Below are 23,865 nucleotides of genomic sequence, written 5' to 3' on the forward strand. Positions count from 1 at the left end.
CCTGACCTGCCACCAGACGGTGAAACCCTTACACCGCAACAAGCGCCACCGAACCTAACAAAGCACTACTAGTCAGCCAGGGTATCGGCCACCCAGTCGGCGATGTACGTGCTGGTGTGGGCCAGGTGGTCGAGGCCGATGTGCTCGGTCGCGCCCTCCTCCGCGGTGAACAGCCGGAGGTGGCGGTTCGGGCTGTTCACCGCCTGATCGTACGAGCGATGCGCGTAACGCACCGGAATCTGGCGGTCGTTTTCGCCGTGGCAGATCAGGAACGGCACGGTGATGTGCTCGACGACGCCGTCGAGGTGCACCGCGTCCGCGAACTCCGGGAACGTCTCCAGGTCGTCGTGGCCCCAGACCCACAGCACGTGCTCCCAGTAGTGCGGCACCGGGCGTTCGCCCTCGCGCTCCAGGCGCCGGCGTTGCACCGCGCCCCAGTCGTGGTTGGCGCCCCACGCGACCACGAGCGCGAGGCGCTTCTCGAACGCCGCCGCGCGCGGGGCGTAGTAGCCGCCCAAGGACCAGCCGGCGAGCCCGATCCGGGTGGCGTCGACGTCGGCGCGGGTTTCCAGGTAGTCCACGCACGCGGTCGCCCAGCCTTCCGTCTCGACGCGCGCGGTCAGCCCCTGCAGGCGCAGCGCCTCGCCCGAGCCGGGGCAGTCGACCATGAGGCAGGAGATGCCGCGGGCGGCGAGCTCGGCCCAGTGCCCGGACGAGTACATGTGCTCCTTCGTCGAGTCCAGGCCGTTCCACAGGATCATCACCGGCGCCCCGGGCCCCGCCGCGCTGAAGTACGCGGGCAACGTCGTCCCTTCGAAGGGAACCGCCACGCGGGTCACGGCCGGCGACACGAGCTCGAGGGCCTTCTGCTGCAGTTCCAGGACGCGTCGGTAGGTGTCGAGCCGGCCGGGCGCGGACGCGCTCTGCAGGCGTTCGGCCTGGCACAGGTAGTTGGTCGCGCGGGCGTAGAGCTGCCCGGCGGTGCGGGGGTGGCCGGCCTTCTCGGCCGCTTCGGCCTGGCCGACGAGCTGGTCGGTCAGTGCCGTCCAAGCCCGCAGGAACTCCCGGGTGCCGGCGTCCTCGCCCTGGGCGGCGGCCTCGCGGATGGGCCGGCAGGCGCGGTCGACCTCGTCGATGAGGCCACCGCTGTTGAGGGTGGCGACGACGCCGAGGTTCCAGACGTAGTTGCCGGGGAAGTACTCGAACACGGGGGTTCCTCTCAGGTTCGTGCTGCTTCGCTGATCGACTTCACACCGCCGTGCGCGGTCATCCCGCCGTCCACGGGGATGTCGGCACCGGAGATGTAGGACGCCTCGTCGCCGAGCAGGAACGCCACGAGGTTGGCGACCTCGGCGGCGGTCCCGGTCCGCCCGAGCGGGGTCTCGGCGACGTTCGCCGCGCGGAACGCGGGCGGGGCCGCCGCGGTCATCGGGGTGTCGACGTATCCGGGGTGCACGGCGTTGACGCGGATGCCGCGCCCGCCCAGTTCGAGGCAGGCCGCCCTGGTGAAGCCGCGCAGCGCCCACTTGCTCGCGGTGTAGGCGACCGGGTAGTGGCCGGTCAGCGCGGCGGCCGAGCCGACCACGACGATCGACCCGCCGGACGGCATCACCGGCAGGACCGCCCGCACGGCGCGGTGGACGCCGCCCACGTTGACGTCCAGCACGCGGGCCAGGTCGGCCGGGTCCAGCTCGGCGAGCCGGGCCCGCCAGGTGACGCCCGCGTTCGCGACCAGGCCGTCGACCCGCTCCAGCCCGGCCACGAGCCGGGCCCACCCGGCGGAGTCCGTCACGTCGAGCTGCCGGTAGTCGACGCCGGGGAGGTCCGCCGTTTCGGCGAGGTCGGCCCCGATGACCGTGGCGCCGTCCGCGGCCAGGCGCCGGGCCACCGCCGCGCCGAGGCCTTGCCCGGCGCCGGTGACGAGCACGATCTTGCCCCTCATCGCGACCGGTCCCGGGTGCGGGCCGGGCGGACCGGCGGCAGGTCGATCCCGGCGACGACCGTGTTGCGGATCGTGCCGATGCCTTCCACGGTCATCTCGACGACGTCACCGGGCTTCAGCGGCGGCGGGTCCTGCGCGCCGCGGCGGCCCCACAGCTCGGCGAGGCAGCCGCCGTTGCCGCAGGTGCCGGAGCCGAGCACGTCGCCGGGCCGGAGCCGGGTGCCGCGCGCGGCGTAGGCGACGAGCTCCTCGAACGGCCACCCCATGTTGGCCAGCCGGTCGTGCCCGATCTCGACGCCGTTGACGGACACCCGCAGGTCCAGATCGAGGAAGCCGTCACCGTCCACGGTGAACTCGTCCGCGGTCACCAGCCACGGCCCGAGCGTCGTGACGGAATCCTTGCCCTTCGCGGGCCCCAGCCCGACCTTCATCTCGCGGCGCTGGAGGTCGCGGGCCGACCAGTCGTTGAAGACGGTGTAGCCGAAGATCCCGTCCGGGCCGAGCACGGCCGCGACCTCCAGCTCGAAGTCGAACAGCCGCGAACCGGGCGGGATCGGGACGTCGTCGTGCGCGCCGGCCAGCGCAGCCGGGTTGGTGAAGTAGAACGTCGGGGCTTCGTACCACTCCGGCGGCACCGAGCCGGGGGCGACCATGCCCTCGACGTGCTCCTCGAAGGCGACGAAGTCCCGCACGGACGGCGGTTCGAGCGGCGGCAGCAGCCGTACCTCGGTCAGCGGAACCGCCGGTCCGCTGAGGACATCGACACCGAGGACACGGGCACCGACGGGCAGGCCGGACCGCACCAGGTCCAGGACCGTCACCCCGGCCGGGAAGGGGCGGACGCCGTCCTCGGAGACGACGCCGGCGCGCACTTCGCCGCGGTGTTCGTAGGTGGCGAGCCGCATCAGACCGGCGGGGCCACGAAGAGGCCCTTGTCGGGGTCGTTGAACGACTTCCGCGCGACGAACTCGTTCATCGCGTTCGCGGTGCCCCACTGGTCGGACACCTCGGGCTTCGAGAAGTCGTGCAGCTGCGGGTGCCAGCTGTCCTCGTCGACCAGCTCCAGCTCGGTGGTGTACTCGACGGTGTTGCCGTGCGGGTCGAGGAAGTAGCTGAAGGTGTTGTGCCCGGCCAGGTGGCGGCCCGGGCCCCAGATCTTCTCGACACCGGCGCGCAGCAGCCGGCCGGTGCCGCGCATGTATTCGTCGAGGCCGCGCAGTTCGAACGACGCGTGGTGCAGCGACGGGTGCGGGCCGCGCGCGATCGCCAGGCTGTGGTGCCAGGCGTTGATCCGCAGGAAGTACATCATCTCCCCCATCCGCGGGTGCATCAGCGTGTCGGACAGCCGGAAGCCGAGGTGGCGTTCGTAGAAGGCCCGGGTGCCTTCGGGATCGGCGGAGTTGACGACCACATGGGACAGTCGCACCGGGACGGACTCGCCTTCCTCGATCCGGCGGTGCCCCCGCGTGGCGACGTCCGCGCTGATCTCGATCGTGCGGCCTTCGTTGTCGAAGAACCGGAACCCGTAGCCGCCGCCCGGGGTGTCCAGGGCACGGGGCTCGTGCACGAGCGTGATCCCGGCCGCGGCCAGCCGGGCGGCCAGGGTGTCGACGTCGGCGGGCGTCGCGGCGCCGAAGGCGATCAGGTCGATCCGCTTGTCCGCGGCCTGCCGCAGCCGGACGACGTACTGCTCCGGCGAGCCTTCGGCGGCGAGGAAGGTGATTCCGGTGTCGGCGTGTTCCTCGGCGAGGCCCCAGGTGCCGGTGTAGAAGTCCTGCTGCCGCGCGAGGTCGGGCACGGCGAGGTCGACGTGCCGCAGGTGGGTGATCAGGCGGTCGGTCACGGGTTCGTCCTTTCAGGCGGGCTGGGACACGAGGTCGCCGATGCGGCGGACCAGGCCGGGCACGTCGCCCTGTTCGTGGTCGAGCAGCCACCGGCCGAGCTGGTTGGAGGCCTCGACGACGGTGCTCGCGCGGTCGTGGCGGCGGGCCGTGAACTCCGCCCAGAGGTCGTCGTCGACACCGTTCCGGGTGAGCAGCAGCTCGGCCAGCACCGCCGCGTCTTCGAGGGCTTGGGCGCCGCCTTGGGCGAGGGTCGGCGGGCAGGAGTGCGCGGCGTCGCCGACGAGCACGACCCGGCCGCGGTGCCACGGCGCCGGCACGACGTGCGTCTCGAACCGCGTGTAGTTCACCCGGCTCGGATCGTCCAGCGTGGGCCGGATCTCGTCCCACGGCCCGTGGTAGGCGGCGGCGAGCCCACACATCGTGGCGAGCCGCTCCGCCGGCGTCAGTCCGCTGTGGTCCCGGAAGTCCTCGACGATGAACGCGTAGAGGGAGTCCGCACCGGTCGGCGTGTACCCGGCGATGTAGGACGGGCCGCCGTAGCACAGGTCGGTGTGGGTGACCGACGCCGGACGCGGCCCGAACGCGCGCCAGATCCCCATGCCCGTCGGCCGGGGCGGCACGTCGATGCCGATCAGCCCGCGGAGCGCCGAGCGGATGCCGTCGGCGCCGACGACGAGGTCGTACCGGCCGGCCGCCCCCGAGGCGAACGTGACCTCGACGCCGGAGCCGTCCTGGTCGAGGCGGGTCACCGTGTCGCCGAAGCGCGTCTTCACCCCGGTCTCGTGGGCGCGGTCCAGCAGGATCCGGGCCAGCGCCGGGCGGGGCATGCCCATCGAGGCGGGCAGATCGGCCCCGCCGCTGCGGACGTCGGGGATCCGGGCCAGCACGGTGCCGTCCGGCGCGCGCAGGCCGAGGCAGTCGAAGGGGTACCCGGCCGCCTCGGCCCGCGGCCACACCCCGAGCCGGCGCAGTTCGCGCAAGGCGTTGCCCTGCAACGTGATGCCCGACCCGATGGCCGAGACGTCCGGCTTGAGCTCGACGAGGTCGACGGCGACGCCGTCCCGGGCGAGCGGGATCGCGGTGGCGGCGCCGGCGAGACCGCCGCCGACGACCAGCACCTTGGTGACCGCGGGCATGGGGAACTCCTTATTTGACGGCGATGGGCGCGACCGGTGCGCCCACCGCGCCGGTCACCGGCAGCGGGGCGGCGGTGAGCCAGAACTCGTGGACGCCGTCGGCCGCGCAGTCGGCGGCGAGGGCGTCGAGGTCCCACATCTCGCCGAGGAACAGGCCGAGGTGCGGGATGGCCACCTGGTGCAGGGGCTGGAAGGCGTCGTCGAACTCGTTGGGCCGGACTTCGACGCCCCACGTGTCGGTCGCGATGCCGGCGATCTCCGTGCCGTGCAGCCAGTCCACCGTGGAGAAGGACAGGCCGGGCGAGTCGCCGCCGGCGTAATCGCCCCAGCCCTCCCGCCGGGCGCGGGTGAGCCGCCCGGTCCGCACCAGCAGGAGATCGCCGCGGCCGACGCGCGCGGTGTCGCCGTGCTCGGCGATCGTCGCCTCCAGGTGGTCCGCGGTGATCGCGAAGCCGTCGGGCAGCTCGCCGCCGGATCCGAACACGCGGCCCACGTCCAGGAGCACCCCGCGGCCCGCGAGCAGCCCGGCCGTGGTTTCGATGCCGGTGACGCGGTCGCCCTCGCTGGTCACGACGTCCCCGGCGCGCCGGCCGTTGTAGGCGAGGCCGTGGTCGAAGATGTGGCCGAGGCCGTCCCACTGCGTCGAGGCCTGCAGCGGCATGGACACCACGTCGTCGGCCCCGCCGATGCCGTGCGGGAAGCCCTGCGTGCCGCGTTCGGCGTCCGTGCCGGTGTCGAGCATGGTGTGCACCGGGTTGGTGCGCCGCCGCCAGCCCTTCTGCGGCCCGTCGGCGTCGAAGCGTTGCGCGAGCGAGAAACTCGCGCCGCGCCGGACGAGCGCGGCGCCTTCGCGGCGCTTGGCGGCGTCGAGGAAGTTGAGGGTGCCCAGGACGTCGCCGGCGCCCCAGCGGCCCCAGTTGGAGCACCGCTTGGCGGCTGCAGCGATCGCGCCTTCGGGATCGGTTCGGTCCACGCCTTCACTGTCGGTGCGCGGGCGGTATCAGGGAAGACGAAATCGTTAATGTGCGGTATCAGCGGCGTTGATACGGTGGTCGATCGTGAACCTCGCCCGGTTGGACCTGAACCTGCTGGTGGCCCTGGACGCGCTGCTGCAGGAGCGCAGCGTCACGCGCGCGGCCGAGCGGATGGGCCTCGGCCAGCCGGCGGTGTCCGCCCAGCTGGGCCGGCTGCGCCGGCACTTCCACGACGACCTGCTGACCCGCGCCGGCAACCAGTACCGGCTCACGCCGCTGGCCGTGCAGCTCAAGGAACGCGTGCGGGTCGCCCTGTCCGGCGCCGAGCGGGTCTTCGCGGCCGAACCCGACTTCGATCCCACGTCGTCCACCCGCGAGTTCTCGATGCTGATGAGCGACTACGGGATCGCCGTGCTGGGACCGGGAATCGCCGCCCGGCTCGCCGAGGAGGCCCCGGGCACCCGGCTGCGGTTCCCCGCGAACACCCCGAAGATGGTCGACGCGGCCGTGCACGAGCTCGTCCACACCGACCTGCTGGTCATCCCGCACGGGTTCGTCGACGACCTGCCGCACGAGGACCTCCACCGCGACGAATGGGTGTGCCTGGTCGCCGCGGGCAACGCCGACGTCGGGGAATCGCTGACCGTCGGGCAGCTGGAGACGATGCCGTGGGTCGTCACCTACCACGGCCCGACCGCGTCCACGCCCGCCGCGCGGCAGATGCGGATGCTCGGGATCGAGCCGCACGTCCAGGTGATCACCGAGACGTTCCTGACCGTGCCGGGACTGGTCGCGGGCACGAACCGGGTCGCGCTGCTCCAGCGGCGCCTGGCGGACGGGATCCCGGACGCGCTCGGCGTGCGCGCCCTGCCGTGCCCGTTCGAGGCGACCCCGCTGGTGGAAGCCATGTGGTGGCACCCGATGTACGACGACGACCCCGAGCACCGCTACCTGCGTGACGTCGTCCGGCGGACGGTGGCGGCGGTGATCGGCATCGACGGCGTCGATGCGCCGCTTCGGCGGAAGTGATTTCCGCATCCCCGCACCGGGGCTGACACTTCGACGCACACGCCGGTCGCCGAAGACCGGCTCGTGCCTTCCCGGAGCTGCCCGTGTCCGATCGATCCGTCTCCGCTCCCGCGCCCGCCACCGATCCCGCCGGCGGCCGGCGGCCCGGTCCCGCCCAGGCGGTCGTGCTGCTGCTGGCCAGTTGCCTTTCGGTGCTCGGCGCGGTGCTGCTCGCCCCGGTCCTGCCCCGCATCCAGGACGCGTTCGCCGGCACACCCGGCGTCGCCACCCTCACGCCGATGGTGCTGACCGTGCCCGCGCTGGTCATCGGGCTCACCGCGTCGATCGCCGGCCGCGTCGTCGACCGGCTCGGCCGAAAGCGGCTGCTGGTCGGCGCGCTGGTCGTGTACGCGTTCGTCGGCACCGCGCCGCTGTGGCTGTCTTCCCTGCCGCTGATCGTCGGGAGCCGCGTGCTGGTCGGGCTCACCGAGGCCGCGATCATGACGTGCTGCACGACCTTGCTCGCCGACTACTTCCACGGCGCCGAGCGGGAACGGTACTTCGGCCTGCAGACCGTCTACACCACCGTCGCCGCCACGGTTTTCTTCGCCGCCGGCGGGCTGCTGGGTTCCTGGGGCTGGCGAACGCCGTTCTGGCTCTACGCGGTCAGCCTGCCGCTCGCGTTCGCCGCCGCGCGGATCATCCGGCAGCCGTCGCAGGCCCGGACCCGCGAGAAGCTCCCGCCCTTGCCGTGGCGCACCTTCCTGGCCCCGGTCGGCGTCACCCTGGCCGGTGGCCTCGTGTTCTACGTCCTCATCGTCGAACTGTCCTATGTGCTCGACGGCATCGGCGTCACCGCCACCGCGACCGTCGGGCTGGTCAGCGCGGCCGGCTCGCTGGCCACCGCCGTCGCGGCGTACCTGTTCCCCCGGTTCGCCCGGCGGGGTCCCGCCGTCACGATCCCCGCGGCGTTCGTCCTGTGCGGACTCGGCATCCTCGTCCTGGCGCTGGCCTCCTCGGTCCCGGTCGTGGTGCTCGGCGCGGTCGTGACCGGCCTCGGCAACGGGCTGATGCTGCCCGCCCTGCTCACCTGGGCGCTGGGCAGCCTGACGTTCGCCCAGCGCGGCCGGGGCACCGGCATGTGGACCTCGGCCCTGTTCATCGGCCAGTTCGCCAGCCCGCTCGTCGTGCTCGCCCTGGCCGGAGCGACCACCGGCCTCTCCCCGGCCCTGCTCGTCGTCGGCGCCGCCACACTCCTGCTCGCCCTGGTGGCCGGCGTCCTGGTCGCTCGGCACTCGTTGACCGCCGAGCCGCGCACTCCGTAGGTTCGGTACCGGACGAGGAGGTGCGGGATGAGTCACCTGGTGCGCTTCGCCGACGGAGCCGGCGACATCCGGGTCGGTCTGCTCGCCGACGAGCAGCTGCGGCCGCTCGCGGTGGCGTCGATGAGTGACCTGCTGCGCCGCCCGGCCGCAGAGATCCGCGAGCTGGCCGACGCCGCCGGGGAGCCCGTGCCGACGGCCGGGACGCGCCTGCTGCCGCCGCTGGACGGGCGGATGGAGGTGTGGGCCGCCGGGGTGACCTACCTGCGGTCCGAGGAGGCCCGCCGCGAAGAGAGCGCCGACGAGGACGTCTACGCGCGGGTCTACCGCGCGCAGCGGCCGGAGCTGTTCTTCAAGTCGGCGGCGTGGCGCGTGGTCACCGACGGTGAGCCGATCGCCATCCGCGCCGACTCCGCCAACAACGTGCCGGAGCCGGAACTCGGCCTGCTGCTGACGAGTGGCGGGGAGATCGCCGGGTACGTGGTGGTCGACGACGTCAGTTCCCGCAGCATCGAAGGCGAGAACCCGCTGTACCTCCCGCAGGCCAAGATCTACACCGGTTCGTGCGCGGTGTCGGCGCGGGTGCGGCCGGCGTGGGAGGTGCCGGACCCGCGGTCGCTCGACCTCCGCATGCGCATCCTGCGCGACGGCGACGAGGTCTTCGCGGGCGAAGCCAGTACGGCCCAGCTGAACCGCGAACCGGCCGGGCTGGTCGAGTACCTCTGGCGTGACAACGACTTCCCCGACGGCGCCGTGCTCTCGACGGGCACGTCCGTCGTGCCCGGGCTCGATCAAGGGCTCCGGCCGGGAGACGTGGTCGAGATCGAGATCGGCGAGGTCGGCTCACTGCACTCCCCCGTCGTGCTGGGCGCGGACGAGGTGCGCCGGGTGCTCGCCACCCGCTGAGGCGCACCGCGACCGGCAGCACCTGCTCTACAGGTCGATGACGACCTTGCCCCGCACGTGCCGGCCGGCCTGGAGCTCGGCCGCGCGGCGGATCTGCTCGATCGGGAAGCTCGCCGCGATCGGGACCCGCAGCCGGCCCGCCGCGACCAGACGCGCGATCTCTTCCAAGGCGCCGGGAGCGGCGTTCGCTCCGTTGGCGCCCGCCACGCCGTCGACCTGCCGGGCGATGGTGCAGATGCGACGGTCCGGGACGCCGAGTTCCCGCGCGGCGTGCACGGTCTCCACCCCGTACAGATCGAGGGCGGCGGTGACGCCGCCGGGTGCGAGGGCCCGGACCCGCTCGGCCAGGCCCTCGCCGTAGGCGACCGGCTCGGCGCCCAGCTCGCGCAGGTAGCCGGCCGAGGCCGCCGATCCGGTCCCGAGCACGCGCGCTCCGGCGACCCGGGCCAGCTGGACGGCGAACACCCCGACCCCGCCCGCCGCCCCGCCGATCAGCACCGTGTCGCCGGGGCCGGCGCCGGCCGCGGCGAGGGCGGCGGATGCCGTGCGGCCCGCGATGGTGAGGGTGGCGGCGGTGCGGTCGTCGACCCCGCCGGGCGTGTGGTGGACCTCGTTCGCCGCGGTCTCCCCGGTCGCGTCGACCACCACGAAGCCGGCGACCGCGCGCGACAGCGCACCGCCGAACACGCGGTCGCCGGGCGCGAAGCCGGACACCCCGGCACCGGCCTGGTCCACCACGCCCGCGTAGTCGGTCCCGAACCCGGCCGGCAGGCTCAAGCCGAACCGGGCCGCGGTGTCCGCGTCCGCGGTCATGATCCAGTCCATCGGGTTCAGGCCGGCCGCGGTGACCCGCACCCGGACCTGGCCCGGGCCGGCCTGGGGCGCGGGCATCTCCCGGACGTCCAGGACTTCCGGGCCGCCGAACGACTCGAGCCGGACCGCCCGGCTCCGGTCCGTCGGCCGTGGGCTGCGCTGTTCCTGAATGGACATGTGTCTCCTCGGCCACCTCGAAACGGACTATGCTCCGTTTACCCGATCGACCCTAACACAACCGGAGCGTGTTCCGTTTGACTGAGGCAGAGAGGCGCGCGCCGCGGGCGGACGCGGCCCGCAACCGCGACCAGCTGCTCGCGGTGGCGACCCGCGTGTTCGTCTCGGCCGGCGACGAACCGTCGATGCGGGCGATCGCCCGCGAGGCCGGGGTCGGCATCGCCACGCTCTACCGGCACTTCCCGACCCGCGAGTCGCTGGTCGACGCGGTCTACTGGGACCAGGTCGGGCGGCTGACGACCGGCGCCCGCGAGCTGCTCGGCCGGCTGGCCCCGGCGGCGGCGATGCGGCGCTGGATGGACCTGTTCGGGGACTGGATCGCGACCAAGAACGGCATGCTCGACACACTGCTCGCGATGATCGAGTCGGGCGAGATCGCCCACGCGCAGACCCGGACCGAGCTGCTGGCGGCCATCACCACGATCCTCGACGCCGGCCGGGCGGCGGGCGACCTCCGCTCCGACGTCACCGCCGAAGACATCGCCGCCGCCCTCATCGGCATCTTCACCGTCGCGCCCCGGCCCGCGCACGAAGCCAAGGCCGGCCGCCTGCTGAACCTCCTGATGGACGGCCTCCGGCGCGTGCCACCCGGCTGAGCGGCCGGATCCGGCACCGGTGGCGAGATCCAGGTGCTCCTTGTCCCGATGGCCAGTGGTGGACGGCACCGGAGGTGAAGAGCATGGCGAGTGATCACCTCCGGCGAAAGGACCACCGATGCCCCACCCGCGAGTCCCGCTCGTGCTCTTCGACGACGGCGTCACCATCGACGGTGAGCGGGCGGACGCGTGAAGGCCTTCCTGCTGTCCGTGCACGTCCTGGCCGCGATCCTCGCCATCGGGCCGGTCGCGGTCGCCGCGAGCATGTTCCCGCCCGCGGCTCGCGCCGCCCACCTGACGCCGGACGACCCCCGCACGAACGCCGTTCCCGGCGTGCTGCACCGGATCACCCGCGTCTACGCGGTCATCGGCATCTTCGTGCCGGTCTTCGGCATCGCCACCGGCGCCGCCCTCGGCGTGCTCGGCGACGCCTGGCTGATCGTCTCGATGGTGCTGACGGCGGGCGCCGCCGCCCTCCTGGTCGGCCTGATTCTCCCGGGGCAGCAACGAGTTCTCGGCACCGGCAACCCGGATCGGCGCCTGGCGATGTCCACCGGGCTCTTCAACCTGCTGTGGGCGGTGGTGGTCGTCCTCATGATCGTCCGCCCCGGCTCGACGACCGGAGCCGGCCGGTGACCCCGCGTCGCGTTCTGCACCTCCTCGGCGCCGTCGAACTCACCACGCTGGCGTTCCTGCTGCTCAACCTGGTCACCGTCCACCACCGCACGATCTCCGGCATCCTCGGCCCGGTGCACGGCCTGGCCTACACCGCCACGATCATCGCGGCGGTGCTCCTGGCGCACGGCCGGCAGCGGGTCTGGTTGTCCGCGCTCGTCCCGGGATTCGGCGGACTGCTGGCGGCGCGCGCCGTCGATCCCGGCCCGGTCCGCGCAAGCCTCGATGATTGAATTCACCCTTTCCGGGGTACCGCCGAAGAGCGGACGTCTTCAGCAGGGAGGACGGAGAGCCTGGAAGGGTTGATTCGTCATGCCCGAGCCGAGCACCGGCCCGGCGCCGCCGTCGTGGTCGATGGACCTGCGCGGCACCACCGCGCCGGCGCTGGCCGAGCTCCGCCGCTGGGCGTCGCGGACACTCGCCCGGGTCGATGACGCCCATCTGGGGGACGTACTCCTGGTGGCCACCGAACTGGTGACCAACGCCTACGACCACGGGCAAGGCCCGCTGCAGGTCCGCATGAGCCACACCCCGAACCCCTGCTGGGTGCGGATCGAGGTCGACGACCACTGCCCGGACCACCCCGAGGTCGCCACCCCGTCGCTCGAGCGCCCCGGTGGCCGCGGCATGCACATCGTGGACAAGCTCGCCCACGCCTGGGGCGTGTCCGAGCACCCGGACGGCACCAAGACGGTGTGGGCGAAAGTGTCCTGCGACGGCGTCGACGCAATACCGTGCGCGGCGCCGACCTGTTCCTGAGGCGGCGCCGCACCCTCGATCACCGAGCAGCACACGTCGGCGGCTGGGTCCCCCGGACAGGTGTACCGATCGACCGGGTCAGGCGCCGAGGCGGCTGTAGAGCCGGCTGGCCAGGGACCCGGCCAGCCGGTTCAGCGCGGCGTGCGGATCGAGCTGGGCAAACTGCCCGAGCAGCTCCGCCGCCGCATAGGCCTCGGCCTGCGACAACACCGCCACGCACCGCTCCCGCCGGCCCCGCTCCAGCAACCGCGTCAACGCCTCGGCGTACTCCGCGAGGTCGGCGACCTCGGTCAGGCCGTAACGCTGCTCGAGCGGCTCCCGGACGGCCTCGTCACTCACGGTCGTACCCCTCTTCCTCACCGTCAGTCCTCCACGCGTCAGAAAATCTATGCCAGCCGGAGTAGACATTGGGCGCCGGGTGTGTGTAATGTTCTTCTCGTAGCGAGAGAGACAACGTCAAGCAGGCGCGGGAGAGGACGTAACTACCCGCGAGGTGAGACAAGACGGTCAGGCAGCGCGGAGCCGATCACGGAACAAGGTTTCGGCTGGTGACCGGAAGCAGTGAGTAACGCAGTAGTTGCAGGAGACGGGCGGAGCGCGTGCGCCCGTGAAGATCAGCAATATCCGTAGTTGTTCGTGCAAGTGGTTAGTGCAAGTGCAGTGGCAGGACCGGTCAGGTGGCCGGAGCCGATCAGTGAACGGGGCTCCGGGCAGTGACCAGCGGCGCCAGCGTGCTGGGACCGATCAGTGGAAGGGTTCCGGCAGTGACGTCCGCAGCGGCAAGTGCAGTAGCAGTACCTGAAGTGGCAGTACCCGAAGTAGCAGTAACAGCAGTACCCAGTAAGTGGAAAACACCGGAAAGAAGGGATCGGGAGCATCATTGGATCGCCCGCAGCGGCCCGGTAGCGCCGCGCGGGTGCCGTAGGCCCATCGAGTTCGGAGGTGGTGCTCGGTCACGCATGAGCGATCCCCGCGAGTTCCGGTTTTCGGCCGGACGCGGGTGCAGGAAGCCGGCGGTCGCGCCGGTGGACAATGGTGAAACCCAACCCTTTGAGGACCCCAGGTGCCGTGCACGGCACCTGGGGTCCTTTGTGATGTGGAGGTGGAATGATTCCTGACCAAGCAGGACCGGCCACGCCCGGCGCGGCCGACAAGTTCGACGACGAGAAGTACCCCGCCTACACGATGGGCCGGGCCGCCGACATGCTCGGCACCACGCAAGGGTTCCTGCGCAGCCTCGACGAAGCCGGGCTGATCACGCCGCAGCGCTCCGCCGGCGGGCACCGCCGCTACTCACGCCAGCAGCTGCGGCTGGCCGCCCGCGTGCGGGAACTGGTCGACCAGGGCACCGCCATCGACGCCGCCTGCCGCATCGTCAGCCTCGAGGACCAGCTTCACGAAGCCCAGCGCCTCAACATCCAACTCCGTCCCCACGACTGAGCTTTCCCGCCGGCCCGGCCGCGAAACGGCAGTGACGTTTCGCGCCCCGGCCGCCCGCTCCGCTTGCCCCCAGCCGGTTCATCACCGCCGGTGACCGACTCACCCGGCGCACCGCTGGGGGCACCGGCCCGGTTCGCCGCGGAACGGCACGCAGTTCGGTCGCCTACTTCAGCCGAGACACCCGACGGCCGAGTGCTTTCAGCCCGGCACAGCCGCCGACATACCGCTTCCGTCCAAAGTAGACAGTCAGACTGGCCGTTCTTGACGAGATCCGGCCGGAAGAGCAAGCTGGGACAGCTACGCCGATGAATGAGGTACGCATCGGTGCGGCTCGACGGGGAGGGGGAAACCCGGTATGACGCTGACCCAGCCGGCTTCCGAAAGGCCGAGCCAGTCCGTGGATGAGGTCATCCGTGGGGGATGCCCGCGAAGCGGCTTGCCCGCTCGATGAGAGCGGGGTACCGGCGGCCACTCAGGCGCGATCCGTTCGAGTACCTCAAAGACCTTCGCCGCCGCGCCGCGACAGGGGTGATCCGGCTTCCCTGGGGCGGCTGGTGCGTGAGTGATCCGGAACTGGCGAACGAACTGCTGCGCAGCCCGGAATTCAACAGCGGCACATCCGGGTTCTTCGGCGAACTGCTGCCGACGCGGGACGCGCAGGTCGCCATCGGTCAGGCGGCGCGGAACACCTTGCGGGCCCGGGTGCCCGAGTACCGGGACGCACTCGCCGGGGCGCTGGCGGACCTGCCCCCGGCCAGTCGCTGGCCGGCCACCGCGTCCGAACTCGTGTACCGCGGCCTGGCGGACGTGCTGCTCCACCCGGGAACCCCGGCCGGGACACGGCAGTTGATGGAGCAAGCCCTGCACGGCGGGGTCATGTTCCGCTCCCCGCACGTGTGGCAGCGGGCGCGAGCGGAACTCCTGCGCGGGAAGTTGATCGCGGCCGTCACCCGGGAAGTGGGCTGTCGCAGGGACGGCGGGTCGCGTGATGTCCTGGACGCCGTGCTCGGTGCGTGCCCGGACGACCTGGCGGACCGGACCGTCGCCGAGGTTTTCCTGGTGCTGTTCCGGTCGATCGTCGCGCCCGTCGGGTCCACGCTGGCCTGGTCGGTGTTGCTGGCCGGCCTGCACCACACGTCGGATTCACCGTGGCCGTGGCGCTCCGAGTGGATCGTGCGCGAGGCGATGCGGCACCGGCCGATGGTCTGGATGGTCGGCCGGTCCGTCGACCGGCCGACCGAGTTCGGCGGCCTCCCCTTCCGGCCCGGCGACATCCTCTCGGTCAGCCCGTTTCTGGTGCACCACGACCAGCGCCACTGGGCGGACTCCGAGGTCTTCCGGCCCGAACGGTGGGCGGAATCCGGCGAGCGCGGCCCCTACGTGCCGTTCGGCGCCGGCCCGTACACCTGCGTCGGCGCGTCGGTGGCGCTGACGTTGATGACCGAAACGCTGACGGCGCTCACGAAGGACGCCCGGCTGACCGTCACCGGAGCCGACGCCCGCCCGGCCATGGCCGAGGGTGCCGTTCCCCGGCCCTTCACCGTCGTCCGCACCCCCACCTGAGACGCAAGCCCTCGACCCCCGGAAGGAGGTGAACGACCATGATCGCGAAGCTGCGGCGCATCCTCGGCTCCAAGCCGCCCGGACGGTGGAAGTGGTAGCACCTGATGGCTCGGGGGCTCGATGACTCGGCGAAAGCGTGCATCGAGCCCGCCCGAGCGCCGCTGTCCACCGCACTCAGGCGATGTCGAAGACGGCCAGGGAGAACAGGCAGGCATGGCGATTTCCGAGACTCCGGCGACCGGGCAGAGCACCAGCGAGCGCGGCTCGGGGCGTACCCTGCGCGAGCTGTCCGATCTGATCACCCCGATGACGATCAGGGTGGCCGTCACCCTGCGCATCCCGCAGAAGATCTCAGGCGGCGGGCAGACCGCGGAGGCGCTGGCGGCGGCCACGAACAGCGATCCCGATGTGCTGGAACGCATCCTCTTCCACCTGGTCGGCGTCGGAGTGCTGACCCGGGACGACGACGGCCGGTTCGGGCTCACCCACGTGGGCGCTCAGCTCCTGGAGGACGACGGGGCCGTCAATCCGGATTTCCTGGACCTCGACACCGTGGCCGGCCGGGCCGAACTGTCCTTCATCCGGCTTCCGGACGTCGCCCGGAGCGGCGACATCGTCGCTTACTCGGCCCAGTACGGCACCGGTTTCTGGGACGATCTCGGCAAGGAGCCCTCCTCGGCCGCCCACTTCGACCAGGTGATGGCCGACGGAATGCAGAAGCGGGTCCAGGAGATCGCCGAGTCCTACGATTGGGGAGCACTCGGCAGCGTCGTCGACGTCGGCGGCGGAAACGGAACTCTGCTCGCGGGCTTGCTGCGAGCACATCCGGGTCTTCGGGGCACGGTGGTCGATCGCGACGCCGGCCCCGCCACCCGGACGTTCCGCGAGGCCGGGTTGACCGGCAGAGCGGAGGCGCTCAGCGGCAGCTTTCTGGAGCCACTGCCACCGGGAGCCGGCGGATACGTGGTTTCGCGCATTCAAAGCGACTGGAACGACGCCGACGTCCGGACCATCCTGGGCCACTGCGCCGACGCCGCCGGCGCGGCGGGCAAGGTCATCGTGGTCGACGAGTTCGCGGCCGAGGAAGGCGTGCGCACCGACTCCGAAACCGACCTCCGCATGCTGATGTACTACGGGGGAAAGGAACGGACGATGGAACAGGTGCGCGCACTGGCCGCCGACGTCGGTCTGTCGGTGCGATCGCTGCGCCGCGCCGCCGACTGGACGATCATGGAGCTGTCTTCGGCTCGCGGGGGCTGAGGTCGGCCCGGACCACGAGGGTCCGCGCCACCAGATCGCCGATCCGCTGCTGCCGCTTGGTCGCCACGATGCTGACGACGGCCACCAGCCCCAGCAGCAGCCCGTCGACCGTGAGCAGCACCCACCGGATCAGGTACGCGCGCGCCTTGGGCCGCCCGCCCCGCAGGGTTTGCACCCGCAGGCCCATCACCAGCATCCCCGGCGTGATCCCGCCCCGGCGCACCGGAACCCAGATCTGGATGACGATGTCGCAGGCCTGGGTGACCGCGAGGAACGTGATCGCCGGTGCCCACAGGATGACCTTCGGCGGCGCGAAACCCCACTGCGCCAGCGGAATGGCGATCAGGCCGGCGACGAGCGCGGCGAACACCCCTACGCCGACGGCGAGAGCCCAGTCCAGCGCCGCCTGGACCGCCCGGCGCCCGGCCATCCCCAGCCGCTCCCCCGGCTCACCCGCCCGCTCGGTGGCCGGCGGTTCCGGCGCCGATCCGGCCGAAGTGGTCATCGCGCTGACAGCACACTCGGCGAGTCTTGCACACCGGTCAAGCATCGTCGTCAGCCGAGCAAACCGCGCTGCCACGCCCAAATCGCGATCTCCGTGCGGTTGCGGAGCCCGAGTTTGCGCTGCACGCTCGTCAGGTGCGTCTTGACCGTCGAAAGGGAGACGCGCAGGTAGTCGGCGATCTCCGCGTTGGTCCGCCCCTGCGCGACCGCGAGCACGACGTCGGACTCGCGGTCGGTCAGGAGATCCGGCGCGCCCTGCGCGCGCCGCCGGGCCCGCTCGGTGAACCGGGCCAGCAGGCGCACCGTGACCGACGGCGAGACCATCGCTTCGCCGTTGGCTGCCGCGCGCACCGCATCCACCAGCAGCCGCGGCCCGGCGTCCTTGAGCAGGAACCCGCACGCGCCGCCGAGCAAGGCGGCGTAGACGTTCTCGTCGGCGTCGTAGGTCGTCACCACCACGACCCGCAGCGGGTCGGCGACGGCCGGTCCGGCCAGCAGCTCGGTCGCCCGCAGACCGTCCACTCCGGGCATCCGGATGTCCATCAGCGTCACGTCGGGCCGCAACCGCCGCGCCAGCCGGACCGCGGTCTCCCCGTCCGCGGCCTCGGCGATCACTTCGATGTCCGGCGCGGCGTCGAGCACCAGCCGGAACCCGGTGCGCACCAGCACCTGGTCGTCGGCCACCAGCACCCGGATGGTCATCAGATCCCCCGCGGCAAGGTGTCGAAGGGGGTGTCTTCGCCGCCGAGCGGCAAGCGGGCCGCGACCCGCCAGCTCGAGCCCGCTTCACGCCCCGCGGTCAGGTCGCCGCCCAGCACGGCCAGCCGCTCGGTCATGCCGATGATCCCGAACCCGCCGGGCGAGGGCAGCGGCGTCGCGGGCACGCCGTTGTTCCGGACCTCCAGCACCAGCTCGTCGGCCTCGACGCGGGCGGAGACGGCCACTTCGGTCGCCGCCGGCGCGTGCCGCCGGACGTTGGTCAGCGCCTCGGTCACGACGCGGTGGATGGTCGTGCCCAGCTGGGCCGGCACCGGCAGCTGGTCCAGCTCCTCGGCGACGTCCACCCGCGCGGCGGAGCCGGTGGCCGCGCGCACCGCGTCGCCGAGGACGGCCCCGGCGGGTGGCGGCACGCCTTCGGTGTTCCGCAACATGCCGACGAGCCGGCGCGCGGCGCCCAGCGCCGCACTCCCGGCCTCCTCGATCTCGCGGTAGACCGCGGCGTGGTCGTCCTCGTCGGGTTTCGCTTCGGTGATCGCGCGCGCGGCCTGGACGCGCACGACGATGCCGCTGACGTGGTGGGACACCAGGTCGTGCAGCTCCCGGGCCAGCTGCAGCCGTTCCTGGCCGCGCACCCGCTCCAGCGCGTCACGCTCCCGGCCGTCCGCCGCGCGCAGGATGAGCCCGACCCCGAGGCAGGCGCCCCAGTACGCCGCGGCCGCCACGGCCAGCAGCGCCTCCGGCACGTCCGCTCCGTAGCGCAGCAACGGCGCCGCGATCATCACGACGCCCAGCACCGGGGCCAGCGCGGCCGCGCGTCTCGGTTCGAGCTTGCGGCCGGCCGAGGCGGTGAGCACCCCGGCCGCCACGATTTCGGCGATCGGGGGCTCGCTCCGCGCGTCGGTGATCATCGGCACGACCGTGCCGATCGCCGACAGCGCCGCGACGGCGCTCCCCAAGATGCCGATGTGGCGGGGAAAGCGCCGCCGCAGCACGACCAGGACCGGGACAGCCGTGCCCGTGGAGGCCAGGAGCCCGGCCAGCGGGGCGGCCCAGCCGTGGCCACCGTGGCCGGGCACGCGCAGGGCCAGCAGCACGTCGGCGACGACCGCCGCGGCCAGCACCACGATCTCGGTGCCGAGCATGCCGCGCCGGGCCCGGGCCCCCGTTCTGCGCATGGCCGTCATGATCCACCGACCCGGATCAGCCCGCGCGCCGAACCCCGGCGATGTAGCGGTTGGACGGCGCCAGGTAGCTGAGCACGGTCGCGACGACCGCGATCCCGCAGCTGACGTAACCCGCCCACGACGCCTGCGTGGTCACCAGCGAAGCGGCCTGGAGCAGCGTGAACACGGTGAGCGTGACGCGGGCCCAGTTGCGCCCGGCCTTGAGTTTGAACGACAGCCACAGGTAGACGAGCGCGATGACCCCGGCGATCGCGACCGGAACGGCCTGCGCCACCAGGGTCAGCCGGTCGAGCTGGTCCTGCGACAACGACGGGTTGTCGCGGCGCAAGGCGGCCGCGATTTCGTCGCGCGCGCTCAGGACGAACAGCGCGCCGGCGATCGCGGAGACCGTGGACACCAGGAAGCCGAAGAAGGCGGCGATGATCGTGCCGGGCGGGTTCGCGCGTACCGTTTCAGTAGTCATACCGGGAAATTAGGTCGCGGCGCGGCCCGGCACCCGCTGAGTCGCACCTGTCTCGTACTTTCGGCCGAGGCGCCGGTCCTGTTCACCCGTCGAACCGGAAGTACACGGTGCGGTGGTAGTCGCCGGCGCCGGTGTTCGGCCGGCTCTCCGGGCCCAGCGCCGCGACGCCGTGGAACTTGTTCCCGATCGGCGCGATGCCGTCGAGCAGCGAGACGGTGCCGGCCGGGTAGCTGACCACGGCGTTCTGCGGGTCCGGGCCCACCGCCGGGGTGAACAACCGCAGGTAGAGGCCCTCTTCCGCGGCGACGACGGTGACCGTGCCTTCGGTGGTTTCCAGCACCGCCCAGCAGGTCCGCGCGTGGTAGCCCGTGAATTCCGGGTACGCGAACCCACTCGCCCCCGTCGCGGTGTCGTTGTACGGCTTGGTCCAGACGTCGGGCTGCACACCGCGCAGCCGGTTCTTGTAGACGCGGTACGGCCCGTCGCCGAGCCACGTCAGGCCCCGGACGTTCGCCTCCGGGTAGTCGAAGTTCACGCCGAGGTGGTCGTGGTCGCCGGTGGCGCGGTAGCGGTACTCCAGCCGCAGCCAGCCGTTGGCGTCCAGGCGCCAGCGCACCGACGTCAGGTCGCCGCTGTAGTCCGCCTGCACGACCCAGCCGGTGCCGTCGCGGAAGTGGCCGAACCCGGTCAGGGCGGCCGTCCCGCCGGCCGGGGCCGGGCCGTTGGCCAGCGACACCGGCGTGCTGCCGCGGCGCACGCCGGTCAGCCGTCCGTCGGACTTGCCGATGGTGACGCGGGTGGCTCCGGCGACGAGCGTGACGCCGGTGGCGGTCTCGGTCGCGGTGACGCTGCCCGTGGTCGCCGGCTTGACCAGGCTCGCCGCGAAGTCCGGCGCCTTGCGGATGCGCCACGTCCAGCCGCCGACGTCCCGGCCGGTCGGGTCGGTCACGCTCAGCCGCAACGCGTCGGCGCCGGTCCAGCCGGCGGGCAGGCCGAGCGTCACCGCGCCGGTGGCCCCCGGGGCGACGTCCGGCGCGGCCGCCTGGCCTTGGGCGAGAACCTGGTGCCCGGGGCCCGCGCCGGGCGCGGGGAACGCGAGCAGCTGCCAGCCGAACCGGCACGCCCGGAGGTTCGTGAAGTCGTACCGGTTGACCAGCTTCACCGTCTTGTCGAACGACGCCGGGAAAACCGAGTCGTAGTAGGCCGGGCTGGCCAGCTGGACCGGCGACCAGATGTCCTTGATCGTGAAGAAGCTGCCTTCTTTTTCCCGGTACGGGCCGAGGATGCCGTCGGGAGCGCGGCTGCCGTTGGTGTCGAGGGCCCCGCCGCGGTCGTCCCGCACGACGCTTTCGTCGACGAGCGCCCAGATGAACCCGCCCGCCGAGCGCTGGGCGCCGCCCATGAGCTTCCAGTAGTCGTTCAGGCCGGCCCCGGCGCCGCCGTCGTAGAGCCCGTGCAGGAACTCGGTCGGCATGAAGACCGTGGTGCCGGCGACCTTGCTCGCGGTGCTGCTGTAGGTCTGGTAGTGGCTGGTGTCGACCCCGCTGAACGTCGTCCACGGGTGCAGCACCGGCCGCCGCTGCGGGTCGTACCGGCCGAAGTCGTCGTCCAGCGCGGTGTTCCAGCCGCCTTCGTTCCCGTTGTCCCAGAACAGGATCGACGGGTGGTTGACGTCGCGCTCCACCAGCGCCTCGACCAGCGGCGCCCCGACACCTTCGTCGTAGTGGCGCTGCCAGCCGGTCAGTTCGTCCAGGACGTAGAGCCCGAGCTCGTCGCAGAGGTCGAGGAAGTACGCGTCCGGCGGGTAGTGCGACATCCGGACGGCGTTCATGTTCATGTCCTTCATCAGCCCGATGTCCAGCCGGGCGAGGCGCGGGCTGGACGCCCGGCCGGAGGTCGGCCAGAACGTGTGCCGGTTCGCTCCTTTGAGGACGATTCGCTTCCCGTTGACGTAGACGCCGTCGCCGGTCCGGACTTCGATCGTGCGGAACCCGAAGCGCTCGCCGGTGCTGTGCAGCGGCTCGCCGGCGGCGCTCGTGAGCGTCAGCTCGACCTGGTGGAGGTTCGGCGTTTCGGCCGTCCACAGTGCCGGCTGGGCCGCGGTGGTGGTCAGGGTCGCTTCCGTGGCCCCGCTCGCCACGGGGACCGAGAAGGCCCCGCCGACGGCCGTGCCGTCGAGCCGGCGCAGCTGCGCGGTCAGCCGGGCCGCCGCGGTCACCCCGGCGAGCGTGACGTGGGCGGCGAAGGTCCCGTCCGCGCGGGCGTCGATCGCGACGCGGTCGATCCGGGCCGCCGGGCACGCCTGCAGCGACACCGGCCGGAAGATCCCCCCGAAGTTCCAGAAGTCGCCGCGGCGCTCGGCGTCGTTCACCGAGTTGTCGGCCGATTCCTTGCTCACGGTCGCCTCGAGCAGGTTCGCCTCGCCGAGCCGCAGGAGGGGCGTCACGTCGTAGCGGAAGCGGTAGAAGCCGCCCTGGTGCACCGGCCCCGCCGGGACGCCGTTGACCCGCACGTCGGCGTCCGTCATGGCCGCTTCGAACACCAGGAAGATCCGGCGCCCGGCCCAGGACGCCGGGGGCGTGAACGAGTGCCGGTAGTGGCCCTTCTCCGCCGGGACGAGGTCGCCGCCGTAGTGGTAGCTGCCGAAGCCGTGGCACTCCCAGTTGGACGGAGTCGGGATCGTGGCCCACTCCCCCGCGCGCCGGCCGGCCGTGACCTGGAAGTCCCAGTCGACGGTGTGGTCGGCGTCGCTGCCGGTGAGCAGCATCGTCTCGGTCACGGGACCGGCGAGCGCCGAAGCGGCTCCGGACGTCGGCCATCCGGCCGCGGCGCCGGCCGCGCCAACCGCGCTGACCGCCAGCGCCTGACGACGGGTCAGTTCCACCAGACCTCCCGAAGTCCGATCTGATATATGACACACCGTACAACGGGAAGTACTCATCGAGCGGACAAGCAGCCGGACAAGTCTTGACGCCCGGTGGCGGACCTGCGAAAGGTAGGAGAATGGTCTCCTCGAACGTCCGCCGGCGTGCGCGCTTCGGCTTCCTCACCGCGGTGATCGCCGCCGCCGCGGTGGTCGCGCCCGCGAGCGCCGCCACCGGCACGACCGTGGTCGGCGTGGCGTCCGGGCGGTGCCTGGACGTCGTCGGCAACAGCACCGCGGCCAAGACGCGCGTGAACATCTACGACTGCATCGGGCAGGCCAACCAGGCCTGGACGTTCACGGCCGCGGGCGAGCTGCGGGTCTACGACGCCACGATGTGCCTCGACGTGGCCGGCGCGAGCACCACGTCCCCGGCCGACGCGCAGATCTACCCCTGCAACGGCGGCGCCAACCAGAAGTGGCGGATCAACGCCGACGGCACCATCACCGGCGTGCAGTCGGGCCTCTGCCTCGACGTCACCGGGGCGGCCACCGCGAACAGCACCCTGGTCGGGTTGTCCACCTGCACCGGCGGGAGCAACCAGAAGTGGCGGACCTCCCTCGGCGACACCCAGCCGCCGAGCGTGCCGGGCAACCCGCGCGTCAGCGACCTGGTCTGCGACGCGGTGACGTTCTCGTGGAACGCGTCCACCGACAACGTGGGTGTCGCGTTCTACGACGTCTACCACGACGGGCAGCTGATGAAGCCGGTGAGCGGGAGCACTCTGTCGACGAGCCTTCCCGTGGTCGGCGGCGTGACGTGGGGCCTGTACGTGAACGCCCGCGACGCCGCGGGCAACGTCTCGCAGGCCAGCGCCACGGTGCCGGTCACGCCGCCGCAGTGCCAGCCGGACACGCAGGCGCCGAGCGCGCCCACGGGGCTCACCGGCAGCGCGTCCGGCACCACGGTGACCCTGAACTGGACGGCCGCGACGGACGACGTCGGCGTCCGTGCCTACGACGTCTACCGCGGGGGCGCCAAGGTCGGCGCCGTCACCGGGACCGCCACCGCGCCGCCCGCGACCACCTTCGTCGACAGCGGGCTGGCGCCGAACACGAGCTACTCGTACTACGTCGTCGCGCGGGACGCCCAGGCGAACGTCTCGGCGCCCAGCGCGGCCACGACCGTCACCACCGGGGCGGCCTGCGGTGCCTCCGTCTGCGCGGTGACGCAGCTCGCGACCGACACGGACATCCCGTGGGGCCTGGTGACGCTGCCGGACGGCACGATCCTCTACACCCGGCGCGACGCCCACGACATCGTCCACCTGAACCCCGCCACCGGAGCCAAGACCAGCGTCGGCACGGTTCCCGGCGTCGACAACACCGACGGTGAGGGCGGCCTGCTCGGCCTGGCCATCTCTCCCGGATTCTCCGGTGACCACTGGCTGTACCTCATGCACACCTCGCCGTCCGACAACCGGATCGTGCGGATCAAGCTGGCGAACGACCGGCTCGACACGGCGTCGGAACAGATTCTGCTCAGCGGGTTGCTGCGCAACAAGTTCCACAACGGCGGGCGCTTGCGCTTCGGGCCCGACGGCAAGCTCTACGCCAGCACCGGTGACGCCCAGAACGGCGACAACGCGCAGAACA

Annotated in this window: 24 protein-coding genes; 11 read left to right on the forward strand and 13 right to left on the reverse strand. The window is 72.2% G+C overall.

Going from position 1 to position 23,865, the window contains the following annotated elements:
- Positions 1 to 68 precede the first annotated feature (68 nt).
- Genes C2L58_RS46905 through C2L58_RS46930 form a run of 6 tightly spaced genes read right to left on the reverse strand, consistent with a single transcriptional unit; the run spans position 69 to position 5,895 of the window.
- Positions 69 to 1,208 carry an alpha/beta hydrolase family protein gene (locus tag C2L58_RS46905; RefSeq protein WP_103344099.1) on the reverse strand — a complete coding sequence of 380 codons (1,140 nt, stop codon included), beginning with the start codon at positions 1,206 to 1,208 and terminating at the stop codon, positions 69 to 71.
- An 11-nt stretch (positions 1,209 to 1,219) separates the two neighbouring features.
- Positions 1,220 to 1,942 (reverse strand): SDR family NAD(P)-dependent oxidoreductase, encoded by a 723-nt coding sequence (locus C2L58_RS46910; protein ID WP_199191761.1) that lies wholly within the window; start codon positions 1,940 to 1,942, stop codon positions 1,220 to 1,222.
- Complete coding sequence (locus C2L58_RS46915; protein ID WP_103344100.1) at positions 1,939 to 2,847, reverse strand: fumarylacetoacetate hydrolase family protein; 909 nt, start codon at positions 2,845 to 2,847, stop codon at positions 1,939 to 1,941. Before C2L58_RS46915 ends, C2L58_RS46910 begins: the two co-directional genes overlap by 4 nt.
- Entirely contained in the window at positions 2,847 to 3,785 is a 939-nt protein-coding gene (locus tag C2L58_RS46920) for a VOC family protein (RefSeq protein WP_103344101.1), read from the reverse strand. Before C2L58_RS46920 ends, C2L58_RS46915 begins: the two co-directional genes overlap by 1 nt.
- Before the next feature lie 12 nt (positions 3,786 to 3,797).
- Positions 3,798 to 4,922, reverse strand: coding sequence for an FAD-dependent oxidoreductase (locus tag C2L58_RS46925; RefSeq protein ID WP_103344102.1), 1,125 nt, complete (start codon positions 4,920 to 4,922; stop codon positions 3,798 to 3,800).
- A gap of 10 nt (positions 4,923 to 4,932) precedes the next feature.
- A complete protein-coding gene (locus C2L58_RS46930) occupies positions 4,933 to 5,895 on the reverse strand; it encodes a cyclase family protein (RefSeq protein ID WP_103344103.1) in 963 nt (320 codons plus the stop codon).
- 85 nt (positions 5,896 to 5,980) lie between these two features.
- On the opposite strand from C2L58_RS46930, the gene C2L58_RS46935 reads away from it, so the two are divergent.
- From C2L58_RS46935 to C2L58_RS46945, 3 genes are all read left to right on the forward strand, one after another.
- Positions 5,981 to 6,925 carry a LysR family transcriptional regulator gene (locus tag C2L58_RS46935; protein ID WP_103344119.1) on the forward strand — a complete coding sequence of 315 codons (945 nt, stop codon included), beginning with the start codon at positions 5,981 to 5,983 and terminating at the stop codon, positions 6,923 to 6,925.
- Positions 6,926 to 7,008: 83 nt separating this feature from the next.
- The gene (locus C2L58_RS46940) at positions 7,009 to 8,229 is read left to right on the forward strand and encodes an MFS transporter (protein ID WP_103344104.1); all 1,221 of its coding nucleotides are present in this window, start codon (positions 7,009 to 7,011) and stop codon (positions 8,227 to 8,229) included.
- A 27-nt stretch (positions 8,230 to 8,256) separates the two neighbouring features.
- Positions 8,257 to 9,132: a fumarylacetoacetate hydrolase family protein gene (locus tag C2L58_RS46945; RefSeq protein WP_103344105.1), complete on the forward strand. Its 876-nt coding sequence runs from the start codon at positions 8,257 to 8,259 to the stop codon at positions 9,130 to 9,132.
- Positions 9,133 to 9,159: 27 nt separating this feature from the next.
- On the opposite strand, the gene C2L58_RS46950 is transcribed toward C2L58_RS46945, so the two are convergent.
- Positions 9,160 to 10,122, reverse strand: coding sequence for an NADP-dependent oxidoreductase (locus C2L58_RS46950; protein WP_103344106.1), 963 nt, complete (start codon positions 10,120 to 10,122; stop codon positions 9,160 to 9,162).
- 77 nt (positions 10,123 to 10,199) lie between these two features.
- Here C2L58_RS46950 and C2L58_RS46955 point away from each other — a divergent pair, with 77 nt between their 5' ends.
- The 4 genes from C2L58_RS46955 to C2L58_RS46970 all read left to right on the forward strand — a co-directional run bounded on the left by C2L58_RS46955 (position 10,200) and on the right by C2L58_RS46970 (position 12,212).
- Positions 10,200 to 10,778 carry a TetR/AcrR family transcriptional regulator gene (locus C2L58_RS46955; protein WP_103344107.1) on the forward strand — a complete coding sequence of 193 codons (579 nt, stop codon included), beginning with the start codon at positions 10,200 to 10,202 and terminating at the stop codon, positions 10,776 to 10,778.
- A gap of 189 nt (positions 10,779 to 10,967) precedes the next feature.
- A complete protein-coding gene (locus tag C2L58_RS46960; protein WP_103344108.1) occupies positions 10,968 to 11,414 on the forward strand; it encodes a hypothetical protein in 447 nt (148 codons plus the stop codon).
- A complete protein-coding gene (locus tag C2L58_RS46965) occupies positions 11,411 to 11,686 on the forward strand; it encodes a hypothetical protein (RefSeq protein WP_103344109.1) in 276 nt (91 codons plus the stop codon). Before C2L58_RS46960 ends, C2L58_RS46965 begins: the two co-directional genes overlap by 4 nt.
- Before the next feature lie 79 nt (positions 11,687 to 11,765).
- On the forward strand, positions 11,766 to 12,212 hold the full coding sequence (locus tag C2L58_RS46970) for an ATP-binding protein (RefSeq protein ID WP_103344110.1): 447 nt from the start codon (positions 11,766 to 11,768) through the stop codon (positions 12,210 to 12,212).
- 78 nt (positions 12,213 to 12,290) lie between these two features.
- On the opposite strand, the gene C2L58_RS46975 is transcribed toward C2L58_RS46970, so the two are convergent.
- The gene (locus C2L58_RS46975) at positions 12,291 to 12,551 is read right to left on the reverse strand and encodes a hypothetical protein (protein WP_103344111.1); all 261 of its coding nucleotides are present in this window, start codon (positions 12,549 to 12,551) and stop codon (positions 12,291 to 12,293) included.
- 768 nt (positions 12,552 to 13,319) lie between these two features.
- Here C2L58_RS46975 and C2L58_RS46980 point away from each other — a divergent pair.
- The 3 genes from C2L58_RS46980 (at position 13,320) to C2L58_RS46990 (ending at position 16,475) form a co-directional block, all read left to right on the forward strand.
- Positions 13,320 to 13,652: a helix-turn-helix domain-containing protein gene (locus tag C2L58_RS46980; RefSeq protein ID WP_103344112.1), complete on the forward strand. Its 333-nt coding sequence runs from the start codon at positions 13,320 to 13,322 to the stop codon at positions 13,650 to 13,652.
- A 558-nt stretch (positions 13,653 to 14,210) separates the two neighbouring features.
- Complete coding sequence (locus C2L58_RS46985) at positions 14,211 to 15,215, forward strand: cytochrome P450 (RefSeq protein ID WP_233226323.1); 1,005 nt, start codon at positions 14,211 to 14,213, stop codon at positions 15,213 to 15,215.
- Positions 15,216 to 15,428: 213 nt separating this feature from the next.
- The gene (locus C2L58_RS46990; RefSeq protein ID WP_158264262.1) at positions 15,429 to 16,475 is read left to right on the forward strand and encodes a methyltransferase; all 1,047 of its coding nucleotides are present in this window, start codon (positions 15,429 to 15,431) and stop codon (positions 16,473 to 16,475) included.
- Here the strand turns inward: C2L58_RS46990 and C2L58_RS46995 are convergent.
- From C2L58_RS46995 to C2L58_RS47015, 5 genes are all read right to left on the reverse strand, one after another.
- Positions 16,444 to 16,980, reverse strand: coding sequence for an RDD family protein (locus tag C2L58_RS46995; protein WP_103344114.1), 537 nt, complete (start codon positions 16,978 to 16,980; stop codon positions 16,444 to 16,446). The genes C2L58_RS46990 and C2L58_RS46995 overlap by 32 nt on opposite strands.
- Before the next feature lie 50 nt (positions 16,981 to 17,030).
- Positions 17,031 to 17,681, reverse strand: a complete 651-nt coding sequence (locus C2L58_RS47000) for a response regulator (RefSeq protein WP_103344115.1) — start codon at positions 17,679 to 17,681, stop codon at positions 17,031 to 17,033.
- On the reverse strand, positions 17,681 to 18,874 hold the full coding sequence (locus tag C2L58_RS47005) for a sensor histidine kinase (RefSeq protein ID WP_233226324.1): 1,194 nt from the start codon (positions 18,872 to 18,874) through the stop codon (positions 17,681 to 17,683). The genes C2L58_RS47000 and C2L58_RS47005 overlap by 1 nt, the downstream gene beginning before the upstream one ends.
- Positions 18,875 to 18,899: 25 nt before the next feature.
- Positions 18,900 to 19,346: a hypothetical protein gene (locus C2L58_RS47010; RefSeq protein ID WP_103344116.1), complete on the reverse strand. Its 447-nt coding sequence runs from the start codon at positions 19,344 to 19,346 to the stop codon at positions 18,900 to 18,902.
- A gap of 82 nt (positions 19,347 to 19,428) precedes the next feature.
- A complete protein-coding gene (locus C2L58_RS47015) occupies positions 19,429 to 22,230 on the reverse strand; it encodes a glycoside hydrolase family 2 TIM barrel-domain containing protein (protein ID WP_199191762.1) in 2,802 nt (933 codons plus the stop codon).
- Between the two features lie 119 nt (positions 22,231 to 22,349).
- On the opposite strand from C2L58_RS47015, the gene C2L58_RS47020 reads away from it, so the two are divergent.
- The coding region (locus C2L58_RS47020; RefSeq protein ID WP_103344117.1) for a ricin-type beta-trefoil lectin domain protein at positions 22,350 to 23,865 on the forward strand (1,516 nt) is incomplete at its 3' end.

It is taken from the genome of Amycolatopsis sp. CA-126428, assembly GCF_002904335.1.
GTDB lineage: Bacteria > Actinomycetota > Actinomycetes > Mycobacteriales > Pseudonocardiaceae > Amycolatopsis.

Bases quoted from the DNA above. Each gene is read 5' to 3' on its own strand.
- C2L58_RS46910 (WP_199191761.1), bottom strand. From the start codon at position 1,942: ATGAGGGGCAAGATCGTGCTCGTCACCGGCGCCGGGCAAGGCCTCGGC.
- C2L58_RS46915 (WP_103344100.1), bottom strand. From the start codon at position 2,847: ATGCGGCTCGCCACCTACGAACACCGCGGCGAAGTGCGCGCCGGCGTC.
- C2L58_RS46925 (WP_103344102.1), bottom strand. From the start codon at position 4,922: ATGCCCGCGGTCACCAAGGTGCTGGTCGTCGGCGGCGGTCTCGCCGGC.
- C2L58_RS46945 (WP_103344105.1), top strand. From the start codon at position 8,257: ATGAGTCACCTGGTGCGCTTCGCCGACGGAGCCGGCGACATCCGGGTC.
- C2L58_RS46950 (WP_103344106.1), bottom strand. From the start codon at position 10,122: ATGTCCATTCAGGAACAGCGCAGCCCACGGCCGACGGACCGGAGCCGG.
- C2L58_RS46970 (WP_103344110.1), top strand. From the start codon at position 11,766: ATGCCCGAGCCGAGCACCGGCCCGGCGCCGCCGTCGTGGTCGATGGAC.
- C2L58_RS46980 (WP_103344112.1), top strand. From the start codon at position 13,320: ATGATTCCTGACCAAGCAGGACCGGCCACGCCCGGCGCGGCCGACAAG.
- C2L58_RS46990 (WP_158264262.1), top strand. From the start codon at position 15,429: ATGGCGATTTCCGAGACTCCGGCGACCGGGCAGAGCACCAGCGAGCGC.
- C2L58_RS46995 (WP_103344114.1), bottom strand. From the start codon at position 16,980: ATGACCACTTCGGCCGGATCGGCGCCGGAACCGCCGGCCACCGAGCGG.
- C2L58_RS47000 (WP_103344115.1), bottom strand. From the start codon at position 17,681: ATGACCATCCGGGTGCTGGTGGCCGACGACCAGGTGCTGGTGCGCACC.
- C2L58_RS47005 (WP_233226324.1), bottom strand. From the start codon at position 18,874: ATGCGCAGAACGGGGGCCCGGGCCCGGCGCGGCATGCTCGGCACCGAG.
- C2L58_RS47010 (WP_103344116.1), bottom strand. From the start codon at position 19,346: ATGACTACTGAAACGGTACGCGCGAACCCGCCCGGCACGATCATCGCC.